At 70.9% G+C, this 14,099-nt stretch carries 14 protein-coding genes; 9 read left to right on the top strand and 5 right to left on the bottom strand.

Annotation, left to right across the window (positions count from 1 at the left end; genetic code table 11):
• Window positions 1–316: 316 nt before the first annotated feature.
• Window positions 317–1,192, top strand: a complete 876-nt coding sequence (locus tag IE97_RS0117320) for a lytic polysaccharide monooxygenase auxiliary activity family 9 protein (RefSeq protein ID WP_030240247.1) — start codon at window positions 317–319, stop codon at window positions 1,190–1,192.
• 18 nt (window positions 1,193–1,210) lie between these two features.
• Here IE97_RS0117320 and IE97_RS0117315 read toward each other — a convergent pair whose 3' ends face one another.
• Window positions 1,211–1,852 (bottom strand): hypothetical protein, encoded by a 642-nt coding sequence (locus IE97_RS0117315; protein WP_030240243.1) that lies wholly within the window; start codon window positions 1,850–1,852, stop codon window positions 1,211–1,213.
• Window positions 1,853–2,499: 647 nt separating this feature from the next.
• Between IE97_RS0117315 and IE97_RS0117310 the strand changes: the two genes are divergently transcribed.
• The 8 genes from IE97_RS0117310 to IE97_RS0117275 all read left to right on the top strand — a co-directional run bounded on the left by IE97_RS0117310 (window position 2,500) and on the right by IE97_RS0117275 (window position 10,465).
• Entirely contained in the window at window positions 2,500–3,171 is a 672-nt protein-coding gene (locus IE97_RS0117310; RefSeq protein WP_030240239.1) for a DUF6230 family protein, read from the top strand.
• Window positions 3,171–3,629, top strand: coding sequence for a DUF6114 domain-containing protein (locus IE97_RS0117305; protein WP_037844429.1), 459 nt, complete (start codon window positions 3,171–3,173; stop codon window positions 3,627–3,629). Before IE97_RS0117310 ends, IE97_RS0117305 begins: the two co-directional genes overlap by 1 nt.
• Window positions 3,630–3,755: 126 nt before the next feature.
• A complete protein-coding gene (locus IE97_RS0117300; RefSeq protein ID WP_030240232.1) occupies window positions 3,756–5,012 on the top strand; it encodes a cytochrome P450 family protein in 1,257 nt (418 codons plus the stop codon).
• Between the two features lie 360 nt (window positions 5,013–5,372).
• Window positions 5,373–6,386: a substrate-binding domain-containing protein gene (locus tag IE97_RS0117295; protein ID WP_030240227.1), complete on the top strand. Its 1,014-nt coding sequence runs from the start codon at window positions 5,373–5,375 to the stop codon at window positions 6,384–6,386.
• A gap of 190 nt (window positions 6,387–6,576) precedes the next feature.
• Window positions 6,577–9,087: a nitrate- and nitrite sensing domain-containing protein gene (locus IE97_RS0117290; protein WP_030240224.1), complete on the top strand. Its 2,511-nt coding sequence runs from the start codon at window positions 6,577–6,579 to the stop codon at window positions 9,085–9,087.
• A gap of 14 nt (window positions 9,088–9,101) precedes the next feature.
• Complete coding sequence (locus IE97_RS0117285) at window positions 9,102–9,533, top strand: roadblock/LC7 domain-containing protein (RefSeq protein ID WP_030240220.1); 432 nt, start codon at window positions 9,102–9,104, stop codon at window positions 9,531–9,533.
• A 1-nt stretch (window position 9,534) separates the two neighbouring features.
• Window positions 9,535–9,894, top strand: a complete 360-nt coding sequence (locus tag IE97_RS0117280) for a DUF742 domain-containing protein (protein ID WP_030240217.1) — start codon at window positions 9,535–9,537, stop codon at window positions 9,892–9,894.
• The gene (locus IE97_RS0117275; protein WP_030240213.1) at window positions 9,881–10,465 is read left to right on the top strand and encodes a GTP-binding protein; all 585 of its coding nucleotides are present in this window, start codon (window positions 9,881–9,883) and stop codon (window positions 10,463–10,465) included. Before IE97_RS0117280 ends, IE97_RS0117275 begins: the two co-directional genes overlap by 14 nt.
• Window positions 10,466–10,520: 55 nt before the next feature.
• Here IE97_RS0117275 and IE97_RS0117270 read toward each other — a convergent pair whose 3' ends face one another.
• From IE97_RS0117270 to IE97_RS0117255, 4 genes are all read right to left on the bottom strand, one after another.
• Window positions 10,521–11,480: an ABC transporter substrate-binding protein gene (locus IE97_RS0117270; protein ID WP_030240211.1), complete on the bottom strand. Its 960-nt coding sequence runs from the start codon at window positions 11,478–11,480 to the stop codon at window positions 10,521–10,523.
• A gap of 99 nt (window positions 11,481–11,579) precedes the next feature.
• Entirely contained in the window at window positions 11,580–12,245 is a 666-nt protein-coding gene (locus tag IE97_RS0117265) for an ABC transporter permease (protein ID WP_030240208.1), read from the bottom strand.
• On the bottom strand, window positions 12,242–12,940 hold the full coding sequence (locus IE97_RS0117260) for an ABC transporter permease (RefSeq protein WP_030240207.1): 699 nt from the start codon (window positions 12,938–12,940) through the stop codon (window positions 12,242–12,244). The genes IE97_RS0117265 and IE97_RS0117260 overlap by 4 nt, the downstream gene beginning before the upstream one ends.
• A complete protein-coding gene (locus IE97_RS0117255; protein ID WP_030240206.1) occupies window positions 12,937–14,058 on the bottom strand; it encodes an ABC transporter ATP-binding protein in 1,122 nt (373 codons plus the stop codon). Before IE97_RS0117255 ends, IE97_RS0117260 begins: the two co-directional genes overlap by 4 nt.
• Window positions 14,059–14,099: the final 41 nt, after the last annotated feature.

Here is a 14,099-nt window from a genome sequence, read left to right as displayed (position 1 = left end):
GGAGCGGCGGTGGACGCGCTTCGTCGTCGAAGCGGAGGGGGGTGGTTCGACAAGCGACGCGATGGCCGGCCAGGGCGTGTGGGGAGCGGACCCGTTCGGGGTTACCTGTGGGTCAGCTGTGGTCGAACGATAGGCAAAGGAAAGGTCATCGGGATACGGGGGAAACCCTCGATCCGGCTGAGAAACAACCCTCTGTGCTGGGCAGTTGGATGCGAATGGCCCGTTTTCGATCGGGTCGCGGCGGGTGAACGCGCCGGGCCGCTCCGCCGTACTGCACTTTCGACCACTCCCGCCCCTGCCGAGGAGACGCAGACGGATGCCTCCCGTGACCGCACCCCGCGCCGCACTCGCTGCCGCCCTGGTGACCCCGCTGCTGCTGCCGCTGTGCGCGGCGGGTACGGCGTCGGCGCACGGTGCGCCGACGGACCCGGTGAGCCGGGTGGTGGCCTGCTCCCCCGAGGGAGGTGACGACGCCGGCTCGGCGGCGTGCCGGGCGGCTGTCAGCGCGAACGGCGCACCCTTCACGGCGTGGGACAACCTGCGGGTGGCGAACGTGAACGGCCGGGACCGCGAGGTCGTCCCGGACGGGAAGCTGTGCAGCGGGGGCCTGCCCGCCTACAAGGGTCTCGACCTCGCCCGCGCCGACTGGCCGGCCACCCGGGTGATACCCGGCGCGAAGCTGACCATGCGGTACGTGTCGACGATCCCGCACACCGGCACGTTCCGGATGTACCTGACGAAGCCCGGCTACGATCCGGCCGAGCCGCTGTCCTGGTCCGACCTGCCCGGTGAGCCGTTCGCGGAGGTGACCGACCCGACGCTGACGGACGGCGCGTACCGCCTCGAGGCGACACTGCCGTCCGACCGGACCGGGCGGCACGTGCTGTACACGGTCTGGCAGAACAGCAGCACGCCGGACACGTACTACACGTGCTCGGACGTGGTGTTCCCGGAGGAGAAGACGAAGGACAAGGCGAAGGAGAAGGAAAGGGCGAAGGAGGTGATGGAGGAGGAGGAGAGCGCCGCCGCCCCGAGCACCCCTGGCCCGCAGCCGCGGAGTCAACGCACCCCGTCGGCCTCCGCGTCCGGCTCCTCCTCGGGCCCGTCCACGCCCATGCTGGCGGGCGGCGCCGCCGGGGTGCTGGTGCTCACCGGCGGCGCCGCCCTGGCGGTACGGCTGCGTCGGCGCTGAACCGACGCCCTCAAGAGCTCAGTTCACGTTGACGGGGACGCCTCCCTTGGTCACCGGGGCGTACTTGGCGGTGAAGAAGGCGTCGGCGAAGCAGAGCGACGAACCGGAGACCTTCTTGAAGTGCTGGTTGGTGAAGGCGATGCCGTGGTCGGCGTTGCTCGCCGTGCCGGTCAGGCCGGGCGCCTGGTAGACGCAGGTGATGCTGCCGAGCAGGGTGCGCAGCTTGACCGTGGACTGGACGGTGGAGCCCGGGGCCGGGACCACGGAGACGGTGCCGTCGGAGGACACGCTGGTTGTGTACGGCAGGTTGTCGACGGTGATGCCGCTGACGCCGAGCACACCGACGACATTGGTGGTGCAGCCGCTGGTGTCGAAGCTGTGCGAGGTCAGGGACTCGGTGGCGGTCCCCGGAGCGGCGGGGTTGTCGGTGACCGTGGCCGAGAACGCCGACGACTTGCACGAGATGCCGCTGGTGCCGGTCGCGCTGGAGTAGAAGGTGGCGGCGGTGCCGCTCGCCAGGGACGCGTCGAGGACGTCGCCGACCGCGACGGCCGCGCCGTCGGTGGTGGTCAGGACCGGGGTGTCGGCCGCGGAGGCCGGAGCGGTGAGACCGAGGGCGGCGACGGCGGCGGTGAGGGTGAGGAGGGTGCGTGTACGCATGCGGGTGTACCTCTTCTCTGAAGCGGGGGGAGTTGAGGGGGACGTGGGTCGGCGCCCGCCGTGGCCGGCCTGTCACGCGTTCTCCGTACGTGACGGGCCGGCCACGGCAGGCCGGTGACCGGCCGGAGGCACGCGCGGGGGCGCGGTACCGGCCGGGCCGGGCGGGGGTGGCTGGTGGCACGGCTGCCGGGGGAAGGGGCCGTGCCGGGACCGTGGCGGGTCGGACTGGGGCGAATGGAAAGCCCGTGCGGGCGCACCGGGCGGCGGGACGCCCGTACGGGATGGGGCGGTCCGGGACACGCGGACGGCGCCGCGTGGGTGGATCCGGCGCCACGGATCCGGTGAGACGAGAGAGTTGTAGACCTACTCGTCAGTCAACGTCAAGGCTCCGTAGGGGAGTTGTGTGTGCGGTGAGACCTCTCGGAGAGTGGCGGCTCACATGCGGCGCACATTCCACACTCTTTGTCCACACTTCTCTTGACCCCTCATGTAACCGCCGGTAACTTCCGAGTCGGCTACTGCGGCGTCACGGGAAAGCCCTTGCAACCGCCGGGAGTTGCGAGGAGACGTGCGTACGCGATCGGTGTCCGCGCCAGGGCAACGTGCCACCGACGTCCGATCCGCACCGACACGCACCTGGAGCAGACATGACCTCCTCCGCCGAGCACACCCCCGAAAGACCGGACGGCGCCACCGCGCCGGACGCCGATGACGCCCCCGCGCGCCGCGGGCGGGTCCGGGCACGCCGGGCCGCGGTGATGGCGGTGCCCGCCACACTGGTCGCCACCGGACTCGCGGTGCTCACCGCCGAGGGGGCACTGGGCGTGCAGTTCGCCATCTCCGGCATGCCGTTCACGGTCACCGCCACCGAGCTGAAGGGCGACGGCTTCGCGCAGTTCGGCGGCATGCGGGAGATGGCCGAGGACAGCCCGAACGAGGGTGACACCGGCGGCCAGGTGGTCGTCGTCACGTCCGTGATCAAGAAGGCGACGCTCACCAAGCTCTGCCAGAGCGTGAACCTGGGCGGCACGAACCTGGTCATCAAGGCGGGCGGCGGAAAGGACAAGGTCCGCGCCAGCGACCTGACCACCGACTCGACGGAGCTGTCCGGCAACGCCCGCTTCACCAACATCGAGATCGGCAACGACGCCAGCGAGCTCAACAAGGCCGGCCCGCTGGGGAAGGGGCCGAAGGGCGTGTTCAGCCAGCAGTCCGACACCGTGCGCATCACCGAACTGCGGCAGACCAACTACGCCACCACAGCAGCCGTGTTCAGGCTGCCGGGGCTGAAGCTGGGCTTCAGCGAATCGGGTTGCTGATGTCCGGCGGTCCGAGGGGGAAGTTCCGGCCCGCCTTCCGCCGGTGGCGGGCCGGCCGTCCGTTCTGGGGCGGGCTGCTGCTCACCCTGGGCGGGGCGGAGATCCTGCTCACCCTGAAGGCGTCGCTCGACGTCGTCCTGCACGTCGGTATGCAGGGCCTGGCGGGCTACCTGCTCCCGGTCGTGATGCTGCTCTGCGGCGTGCTGATCCTCTTCAGCCCCGCCCAGCGCCTGTTCTACTCGGTCATCGGCGTCCTGGTCTCCCTGGGCACCTGGGTGACCTCGAACCTGGGCGGCTTCTTCGTGGGTCTGCTCCTGGGCGTCGTCGGCAGCTGCCTCACCTTCGGCTGGCTCCCGGACCAGGAACCACGCGTCAGCCGGCGGCGGCGCAGGAAGGAGGCGCGGGCCGCGAAGGCGGTGACACAGCCCCTGGAGCGGGAAGCCGGCCAGACCGTCTGAAAACAAGCCACTGATCCGCTGCCCCCTGGTGCCGCACCGCCGCGGCCACTTGGCTGGACGTGTCGCGCGTTCGCCCACGAGGCGTACGCGCGCCACCCGAACAGCCGTCAGCCCAGGGAGAGTCCGATGGAATTCACCGACCCGACAGTGATCGACCCGACCGGCCGCGACATCCACGGCGAGGCCACCCGGATCCGCGGGCGCGGCCCCGTCACCCCCGTCGAACTCCCCCACGGTGTCCCGGCCTGGGCGGTCAGCAGCGCCCCGCTGCTGAAGCGGCTCCTCACCGACCCGCGGGTGTCGAAGGACCCGCGCCGGCACTGGCAACGCTGGATCGACGGCCAGGTCTCACCGGACTGGCCGCTGTACACCTGGGTCGCGGTGCAGAACATGTTCACGGCCTACGGCACCGAGCACAAACGGCTGCGCACCCTCGTCTCCAAGGCGTTCACCGCCCGACGCACCGCCGCGCTGCGGCCCCGGATCGAGGAGATCACCGCGACGCTGCTCGACCGGGTCGCCAAGGCCGGGGCCGGCGGCGGCGCCGACGGCCACCCGGTCGATCTGCGGGAGGAGTTCTGCTATCCGCTGCCCATCCAGGTCATCGGTGAACTGCTCGGACTGCCCGAGGAGCTGGGGGCAGAACTGCGGGCCGTGGTGGACGGGGTCTTCCACACCTCGGCCGACGCGGCGGAAGTCGTCGACATCTACACCCGGTTCTACGCCGTCCTCGGTGAACTCGTCGCGGCGAAACAGGCGTCACCCGGCGACGATCTGACCTCCGCGCTGATCGCGGCCCACGAGGAGGAGAGCGGCACAAGACTCAGCGAGCAGGAACTGCTCGACACGCTGATGCTGGTGATCAGCGCGGGCCACGAGACGACGGTCAACCTGCTCGACAACGCCGTCCACGCGCTGCTCACCCACCCCGGTCAGCTCGCGCACGTGCGCGCCGGGCGGGCCTCCTGGGACGACGTGATCGAGGAGACCCTGCGGGCCGAGGCGCCGGTGGCCAGCCTGCCGCTGCGGTACGCCGTCGAGGACCTCCCGCTCGGCGAACTGGGCGGCCCGGACGGCGCGGTGATCCGCAAGGGTGAGGCGATCCTCGCCGCCTACGCCGCCGCCGGACGCGACCCGGAGCAGCACGGCCCGGACGCCGCCGCCTTCGACGTCACCCGCGCCTCGAAGGACCATCTGGCCTTCGGGTACGGCGTCCATCACTGCCTGGGCGCCCCGCTCGGACGGCTGGAGGCACGGGTCGCCCTGCCCGCCCTGTTCGAGCGGTTCCCCGGGCTCACCCTCGCCGTACCGTCGGACGAGCTGCGGCCGGTGGACTCGTTCATCTCCCACGGCCATCGGTCGCTGCCGGTCCTGACGGGCTGACCGGGGGTCGCGCCGCTCTCGCCTCGTCCAGGTCCACACGTGTGGCGCCCGAACCGCACGGACGGTACGGAAAACGGAACCGTTTCGAACGCCCGCGCGATCCGGGGCGAGGGCATCGCGATACGCGAAGTAGTGGGCCGCAAGCCATGACCGACCAGGACAAAGGACCGCCCATCGTTCGACGGGTCGAACAGATCATCACGATGCGGCGGCATCAACTCACTGCATGTGGCCGCTCACTTGACGACCGGTGGTCACACACGGTTGGCTCCGTGGCCAGCGAGAGTCATCGGGTCGTGCACGTTCACGGCCCCGCTCTCCCCCTGCTCTTGCTCGGCCGCACAGCGAGGTCCGCCCCCCATGAACTCTCCTCCCCCACCGCACACCGCAGCGAGACGACTCACCCGTGCCGTGGCCCTGGCGTCCGCCGTGTGTCTGCTGGTGGCCGGCTGCTCCGCCCTCGGCATGACCGAGGACGGGCCGGACGCGAACGCGGCGGGCGGGCCGGACGCCGGGATGAGGGTCGCCCTGGTCACGCACGGCGGCAAGGGCGACGCCTTCTGGGACCTGGTGCGCAGGGGAGCCGAGACGGCCGCCGCCAAGGACGGCGTCGAGTTGACCTACGCCAGCGACGCCGACCCGGCCGCGCAGGCCGACCTGATACGGAAGGCGGTCCGCGACAAGGTCGACGGCATCGCCGTGACGCTGGCCAAACCGACGGCCATGCGGGGGCCGATCGCCCAGGCCAAGGAGGCCGGCATTCCCGTCGTCGGACTCAACTCCGGCATCGGCGCCTGGCGGCCCTCCGGACTGCTGGAGTACTTCGGCATGGACGACTCCGTCGCGGGCCGGGCGGTCGGCGACAAGCTGAACGCGTTGAAGGCCGAGCACGCCCTGTGCGTCGTGCACGAGCGGGGCAACGTCGCGCTGGAGGCCCGCTGCGCCGGGGTGAGGAAGACGTTCCGCGGCGACACCGACAACCTGTACGTGGACGGCACCGACATGGACGCGGTGACCGCCATGATCGCCTCGCGGCTCCGGCAGGACGCGAGCATCGACGAGGTGGTCACCAACGGCGCCCAGTTCGCGCTGGCCGCCGTCGAGGCCGTGCGACAGGCCGGCAGCGGAGCCGAGGTCGCCACCTTCGACCTCAACAAGGACCTGGTCAAGGCGGTCCAGGGCGGCGAAGTGCGGTTCGCCGTGGACCAGCAGCCCTATCTGCAGGGCTACCTCGCGGTGGACGCCCTCTGGCTGTACCGGACCAACGGCAACGTCAGCGGCGGCGGGGCAGCGCCGGTGCTCACCGGTCCGGCGTTCGTGACCAGGTCGAACGTTTCCTCGGTGGCCCGGTTCGCCGCCGCCGGGACCCGGTGACGGACACTTCCTGTGACGGTGTCGCCAAAGATTCGGTCAGGTCCGGTTCGTACGGTCACTTGTACGGATAACATCCAGCCCATCCCATGTGCCGTGCGCGGCACGCCCCCACTCCCGCGCCCGTCCCCCCTCCTCCCCCACCGTTCCGCCTCCCCGTTCCGCCCTCCCCGCTGATCGCCCTAGGACGACGATGTCTCGACGGACAGGAGCCCGGCGCCGTCTCGGTTCCATACGCCTCTCGTTGGTGCTTCTGGCCCTGGTGCCCAGCGTCACCCTCGCCGCCATGTGGGGCGTGACGACGATCCAGATGTTCTCGGAGGGGCTCCGGCTGCGTGACCAGACGGAGCTGAGCCGGTCGACCGGTGCCATGGGAACCGACGCGACGCTCGCGCTGCAGCGGGAGCGGAGCCTGTCGGCGGCCTGGCTCGCCTCGCCGCACGGGTCCAGGGCGGCTCTCGACGCGCAGCGCGAGGAGACCGACAAGGCGGTCGCGAAGCTGGTCGGGCAGGCGGACGCGATCGAGGAGGCGCCCTCCCGCATATCGGACCGGCTGTACTCGGTGCTGGGGTCGGTGGGCAGCCTGGAGTACTACCGGGACCAGGTGGACAACCCCACCGACATCACCGCGCAGCAGGCGCTCGCCCAGTACACCTCGATCATCGACGACCAGATCCACGCCTTCCAGGAGCTCTCCCAGTTCGACGACGGCGACCTCACCTCGCAGGCCGGTCCGCTGGTCGCGCTGGAGCACGCGGCGGAGCTGGTCTCCCGGGAGGACGCGCAGCTCACCCTGGCCTGGCCGACGGGGCATCTGAACGACGAGGACCGGGTGCAGTTCACGGAGCTGGTGAACACCCGCCGCTGGCTGGTCAAGGACCAGGTCGTGCCCCAGCTGACGGGCACCGCCAAGACGCAGACCGAGCGGATCCTGGCGAGCCCGGAGTGGCAGACGCTGCAGTCGATCGAGAACCAGGTGCTGGCGGCCCGCAACTCCGGCGCGGAAGCGGACCGGATCGCACTGCCGGACGCCCGGAAGCGGTGGAACGCCACCATGGACAAGCTGTCCGACCATTACGCGGCCCTCATCCGGCAGCAGACCACGGGGCTGCTCGAGCGCAGCGCCGACAAGGCGGACGGGCTGCTCATCAAGGCGGCGTCCCTGAGCGCCGGCGGGCTCCTCGCGCTGCTGGTGTGCGTCGGCATGTCGTGGCGGATCACCCGCTCGCTGTCCCGGCGGCTGCGCGGCCTGCGCCGGGCCGCCGTCAGCCTCGCGCAGGAGCGGCTGCCCGATGTGGTGGCGCGGCTGGAGCGGGGCGAGAAGGTCGATCCGGAGTCGGCGGCGCAACCGCTGGACTACGGCCACGACGAACTCGGCCAGGTGGCTCAGGCGTTCAACACCGCCCAGCGCACGGCCGTGCACACCGCGGTCGAACTCGCCGACACCCGGCGCGGTTTCCAGAAGATCATCCTGGGCATCGCCCGGCAGAGCCAGAACCTGGTCAACCTCCAGCTCAGCAAGCTCGACGCGCTGGAACGCGAGCACACCGACCCGAACGTCCTCAAGGGCCTGTACGAACTGGACTCCTCCGCCAGTCAGTTGCGCCGCTACGAGGAGAACCTCGTCATCGTGAGCGGCGAACGGCCCGGCCGCAGCTGGTCCGAGCCGGTGGCGCTGATCGACATCCTGCGCAGCGCGGTCGGCGAGGTCGCCGAGTACCAGCGGGTGGAGGTGCAGACCGAGGAGGAGGTGTACGTCGCCCCGCCCGCGGTGGCCGACGTCATCCATCTGCTGGCGGAGCTCATCGACAACGCGACGGCGTACTCCCCCGCCCCGAGCCCCGTCACGGTGCGTACCCAGATGGTGGCCAAGGGCCTGGCCGTCGAGGTCGAGGACCGCGGTCTCGGCATGTCCGAGGAGGACTACACGTCCTTCAACGAACAGCTCGCGGTTCCCCCGCAGTTCGACGTGGTGGCGCTCGCCGACGACCTGCGGCTCGGCATGTTCGTGATCGGCCGGCTGGCCCACCGGCACGGCATCGCCGTCACCCTGCGCGCGTCGCCGTACGGCGGGACCACGGCGATCGTGCTGGTACCGCACGAGATCGTGGTGCGGGAGACCGCGGGCGGCGGGACGCCGGACGCCAGGAACGGCGGCGGAGCCGGCGTGAACGGCGTGGTGGCCCCGGCCGGCCCGGAAGGCGCGGGCGGCGGTGCGAAGGACGGCGACGCTCCGGAGGACGAGCGGGTCCCGGTGGCCGCCGGACGGGATGCCACGGACTCCGAGCGGGACGAGGTGTCCCAGGGCACCGGGGCGCCGCAGGGAGGCGACGCCCCGCAGGCAGCCGGCGGCACCGCCGCAACCCGCCGCGAGCCCCGCCCCCTCGGCTCCGCGCGGACCGCCGCCGCCCCGGCCCCCGCCGCCCGCGAGACGCTCCCCCGCCGGGACGGCCTCGCCCCGCTCCCCCGCCGGGTGCCGCAGACCAGCCTGGTGGAGGAACTGCGTGAGGAGTCCGCCCCCGAAGAAGACGCCTCCTTCGACGAGTTCACCGCGGAAGCGGCCGCGTCCTCCCTGGCGGGCTTCCAGCGCGGCACGCTCCGGGCCCGTGACGACGACGCCGAGCCGCCGTACGGCGAGGAGCCGGCCGCACACCGGCAAGCCGCCGCCGGCCCCGTCCCCTCGACTCCGACCGCCGACCGCTGACGAAGGACACCGCGATGACACGCCCCATCCCCGCCACCCACACCCAGCTCGACCAGCTGCTGACCGGACTCGTGGAGCGGGTCGCCGACGTGCACCAGGCCGTGGTGCTCTCCGAGGACGGCCTGGTGGTGAGCAAGTCCACCGGCTTCCTGCGCGACGACGCCGAGCGGCTCGCGGCCACCGCGTCCGGGCTGATGAGCCTCAGCAAGGGCGTCAGCATGGACTTCCGGGGCGGTCCGGTGCGCCAAGCGCTCATCGAGATGGCCAACAGCTACCTGATCCTGACCTCCGCCGGTCCCGGAGCTCATCTGGTCGTGCTCACCGGGCCCGGCGCGGACGTCGGCGTGGTGGCCTACCAGATGAACATGCTGGTGAAGAAGATCGGCGAGCACCTCAGCGCGGCACCGCGGGGCATGGCCGGACCCGTCGTCGACCCCGGCGTGTGAGGTGGGCGGAGGCGACTCGGCGGGCCGGCTCGTCCGGCCGTTCACTCTCACCGGTGGCCGGACCCGGCCCAGCCGTGCCGACTTCACACTCATCGCGACGGTGACCGCGGTCGATCCGCAGCCCGCCACGGCGGCCCGCTGCCAGCCCGAGCACACCCGGATCCTCCGGCTGTGCGCCGAGCCCGTCGCCGTGGCCGAAGTGGCCGCCCGGCTCGACCTTCCGGTGAGCGTGGTCGTGATCCTGCTCTGCGACCTGCTGGAGGCGGGCCGGATCACCGTCCATCCGCCGCGTCTCGTTTCCCGCACCACTCCGGACCTGGACCTGCTGCAGAAAGTGAGGGACGGCCTTGGCCGGCTCTGACTCCACCACAGAAGCGCCCTCGGCACCCGACACGGTCAAGATCCTCATCGCCGGGGGCTTCGGCGTCGGCAAGACCACCATGGTCGGGTCGGTCAGCGAGATCGCCCCGCTGCGCACCGAGGAACCCCTGACCATGGCCGGTCTGGACATCGACGACCTCGACGGCATCGAGGAGAAGCGGGCCACCACCGTGGCCCTGGACTTCGGCCGGATCACCATCAGCCGGGAGCTGGTGCTGTACCTGTTCGGCACGCCGGGACAGCAGCGGTTCTGGTTCATGTGGAACGACCTGGCCCTCGGCGCGCTCGGCGCCGTGGTCCTGGTCGACGTGCGCAGACCCGAGTCCAGCTTCGCCGCCATCGACTTCTTCGAACGCCGGCGCATCCCGTTCGTCGTCGGGGTCAACGGCTTCTACGGGGATCACCCGTACCCGGCCGAGGACATCCGAGACGCACTCGCGCTGGCGGAGGACGTCAAGGTGCTGCTGTGCGACGCCCGGGACCGTGAGTCCTGTCGCGACGTGCTGATCGCCCTGATCGACCAGCTGATCGCGTCGGCGGTCCGGGGCTAGGGGGCTTCTGATGGATCTCCGGCGACGCCGCGGAGATCCATCAGAAGCCCCCTGGTCAGTCCAGTCCGGCCGACTTCAGCCAGGCCTTGGCCACGTCCAGCGGGTCCTTCTTCTCCAGCTGCACCTGCGCGTCCAGGTCGAGGAGTGCCTTCGTGTCGAGCTTGGCCGAGACGGCGTTCAGGGCCTCGGCGCCCTCCTTGGACAGCTCGCCCTTGCGGACCAGCGGCTGCACGTTCTGGAAGCCGAAGAGGTTCTCCGGGTCCTTCAGGACGACGAACCCCTCCCGGGCGATGGTCGGGTCGGTCGTGAAGACGTCCGCGGCCTGCACGGTGTTCTTCTTCAGCGCCGCCTGGGTCAGCGGCCCGCCCGCGTCGAGGGACTTGAAGGTCTTGAACTCCAGCCCGTACACGGACTTCAGGCCCACCAGGCCCTGGTGCCGGGTCTGGAACTCCGGCGAGCCGCCGAAGACCAGGTCCTTGGCGACGTCCTTGAGGTCGGCTATGGAGGAGTCCGAGGTCAGCTTGTACTTCTTCGCGGTCTCCGCGTTGATTGTCACGGAGTCCTTGTTCTGCGCGGCCGACGGCTTCAGCAGCTCCAGCTTGGAGTCCAGCTTGCCGTTGATGGCGGTGGTGGTCTCCTCGACCGTCTTCGGCTTGGCCTTGGCGTCGAGGTACGCCAGCAGGGAGCCGTTGTACTCCGGCAGCACGGTGATGCCGCCGTTCTTCATCAGGCCGTACGTGGTCTCGCGGCTGCCGATGTTGGGCTTGTAGGTGACCTTGATGCCCTTGGCCTTGAGGGCTTCGCCGTAGATGTCGGCGAGCAGGATGCTCTCGGCGAAGTTGTTGGAGCCGACGACGACGGTGCCGGCCTCCGCCCCGCCGCCCTTCAGCGGGTCGTCGGACGTGCCGCCGGAGGAACAGCCCGCGAGGAGCGCCACTGCCGCGGCCAGCGCGACCGCCGCCGCGCCGGGGTGCCTGGTGATGGACCGGGTGCTGCTCTTCGCCGTAGTAGTCACCCATTGATCCAAGCCAGCGGATATTCGGTCAGTCAAGAGCGGCCTGGTCACCAATCGGCGTCGATTCGCGTGGGATTGCGATACCCGCGTCTCATCTCCTCATCTCCTGCGCACCCCCGGCGACACCGCGACCCGCGCCACCGCCCAGAACAGTGTGAGGGTGACCAGTGCCAGGACGGCCACCAGCGTCGCGCCACCCACCACCTTCTCGTAGTCGCGCTGGTACAGCCCGTCGACGATGTACCGTCCGAGGCCGCCCAGGCTGACGTACGCGGCGATGGTCGCCGTCGAGACGATCTGGATGGCCGCCGAGCGCAGTCCGCTCAGGATCAGCGGCAGCGCGGCCGGGAGTTCCACCTGGAAGAGGATGCGTGACTCGTGCATGCCCATGCCGCGGGCCGCGTCCACCGGTGAGGGGTCGACGGAGCGCATCGCCTCGTAGGTGGTGACCAGGATCGGCGGGACGGCGAGGACGACCAGCGGGATCATCACGGGCAGCATCCCGAACCCCAGCAGGGTGGTCATCAGCACCAGCAGCCCGAAGCTGGGCAGGGCCCGCCCGGCGGTGGCGACGAGGGACAGGGCGTTGCCGCCCCGGCCGTAGTGACCGGTGACCAGGCCGACCGGCAGTCCGATCGCGGCGGCGAGGAGCAGCGCCTGCAGGGTGTACCGCACGTGTTCCCCGAGGCGGGCGGGGATGCCGTCGTAGCCGTGCCAGTGGGCGCTGTCGCTGAAGAAGGCGTTGACGAAGTTGAGTACGTTCACCGGGCCGCGTCCTCGAGGACGGGCGCCGGCTTGCGGCGGGCCGGGCCGTTGGGCATCCAGGGCGTCAGCAGCACGCGGACGAGGACCAGCAGGGCGTCGACGAGGATCGCCAGCAGGGCCGTGGTGATCACGGAGTTCCAGGTCAGTTCGGGCCGGTTGTAGATCTGCGCGTCGTGCAGCAGGTTGCCGAGGGCGCCCTGGTTGCCGATGAGCATGCCGACGCTGACCAGGGAGATGCTCGACACGGTCGCCACCCGCAGGCCTGCGATGATCGCCGGCACCGCGATCGGCAACTGCACCTGGAAGTAGCGCCGTACGGGCCCGAAGCCCATGGCGGTGGCGGCGGCCAGGGTCTCCTCGGACACCGACCGCACCCCGTCGACGATCGCCGGGACGAGCACCACCAGGCTGTACACGGCCAGCGGGATCATCACGGTGAGTTCGGTCTGCCCGGTGTAGTCGATGAGCACGACGAAGAACGCCAGCGACGGGATGGCGTACAGCACGGTCGTGACGCCGAGGACGGGCGGGTACAGCCAGCGGAAGCGCACGCACAGCTGGGCGACGGGCAGCGCGAGGAGCAGTCCGGCGGCGACCGGCAGCAGGGCCTCCCTCAGGTGCAGCCCGATCAGCCCGAACCAGCTGTGCTGGAGGTCGCTGGGGATGTCGAAGAAGTCGTGGAGGTAGTCGCTCATCCGGCGACCTTCTCGTCGTCGCGTCCGGCCGCGTGGGCGCTGCGGATCGCCTCGCCGATGGTCTGCTGCGAGACGACTCCGGTCACCTTGCCGTCGGTGTCCACGGCGACGGCCCAGCCGGTCGGGGAGAGCACCGCGCAGTCGAGGGCGACGCGCAGGGAGTCGGTGCCGGGCACGAACGGCCGCCCGTGGGACAGCAGCCGGTCGGGCCTGATGTCCCCGGCCGTCAGGTCGCGCGGCTCGCTCCAGCCGAGCGGTCTGCCGTCCGCGTCGGTGACCAGGAGGTAGGGGGCGTCGGGTGCGGCGATCTGCTCGGCGGTCGCGTCGAGCGGGATCACCGGGCCGGTCGTCAACTCGAGACGCCCGGAGGGGAAGAACGACAGCCGCCGGATGCCGCGGTCGCCGCCGAGGAAGTCCTCGACGAAGGCGTCGGCGGGGCCGGCCAGCAGTTCGGCGGGCGGTGCGTACTGGGCGAGGTGACCGCCGGTGCGCAGCACGGCGACCATGGTGCCGAGTTTGATGGCCTCGTCGATGTCGTGGGTGACGAAGACGATGGTCTTGCCCAGCTCTTCCTGGATGCGCAGCAGTTCGTCCTGGAGTCCCTTGCGCACCACGGGGTCGACCGCCGAGAACGGCTCGTCCATGAGCAGCACCGGCGGGTCCGCGGCGAGCGCCCGGGCCACGCCGACGCGCTGCTGCTGGCCGCCGGAGAGCTGGTACGGGTACCGCTTGGCGAGCGCGGCGTCGAGGCCCACGCGTTCCATCAGCTCGGCGGCGCGGGCCCGGGCCTTCTGCTTGCCCCAGCCGAGCATCCGGGGCACGGTCGCGATGTTGTCGACGATCGTGCGGTGCTGGAAGAGGCCGGCGTTCTGGATGACGTACCCCATGGACCGGCGCAGGGTGGTGACGGGCTGTCGCTGGATGTCCTCCCCGTCGAGGAGGATCGTTCCCTCGCTCGGTTCGACCATCCTGTTGATCATCCGCAGGGTGGTCGTCTTGCCGCAGCCCGACGGTCCGACGAGGACGGTGATCGAGCGGTCGGGTATCTCCAGCGAGAGCCGGTCGACCGCCACCGTGCCGTCCGGGTACCGCTTGGTGACTGAATCCATCCGTATCAAGACGCCGGGGCCCTTCGGGTTGGCGGAGATTGTTGGCCATG

The organism is Streptomyces sp. NRRL S-455, from assembly GCF_000717875.1.
Lineage (GTDB): Bacteria > Actinomycetota > Actinomycetes > Streptomycetales > Streptomycetaceae > Streptomyces.
This window is presented reverse-complemented; position numbering and strand designations above follow the sequence as displayed.

Bases quoted from the DNA above. Each gene is read 5' to 3' on its own strand.
- IE97_RS0117320 (WP_030240247.1), top strand. From the start codon at position 317: ATGCCTCCCGTGACCGCACCCCGCGCCGCACTCGCTGCCGCCCTGGTG.
- IE97_RS0117315 (WP_030240243.1), bottom strand. From the start codon at position 1,852: ATGCGTACACGCACCCTCCTCACCCTCACCGCCGCCGTCGCCGCCCTC.
- IE97_RS0117310 (WP_030240239.1), top strand. From the start codon at position 2,500: ATGACCTCCTCCGCCGAGCACACCCCCGAAAGACCGGACGGCGCCACC.
- IE97_RS0117305 (WP_037844429.1), top strand. From the start codon at position 3,171: ATGTCCGGCGGTCCGAGGGGGAAGTTCCGGCCCGCCTTCCGCCGGTGG.
- IE97_RS0117300 (WP_030240232.1), top strand. From the start codon at position 3,756: ATGGAATTCACCGACCCGACAGTGATCGACCCGACCGGCCGCGACATC.
- IE97_RS0117295 (WP_030240227.1), top strand. From the start codon at position 5,373: ATGAACTCTCCTCCCCCACCGCACACCGCAGCGAGACGACTCACCCGT.
- IE97_RS0117290 (WP_030240224.1), top strand. From the start codon at position 6,577: ATGTCTCGACGGACAGGAGCCCGGCGCCGTCTCGGTTCCATACGCCTC.
- IE97_RS0117285 (WP_030240220.1), top strand. From the start codon at position 9,102: ATGACACGCCCCATCCCCGCCACCCACACCCAGCTCGACCAGCTGCTG.
- IE97_RS0117260 (WP_030240207.1), bottom strand. From the start codon at position 12,940: ATGAGCGACTACCTCCACGACTTCTTCGACATCCCCAGCGACCTCCAG.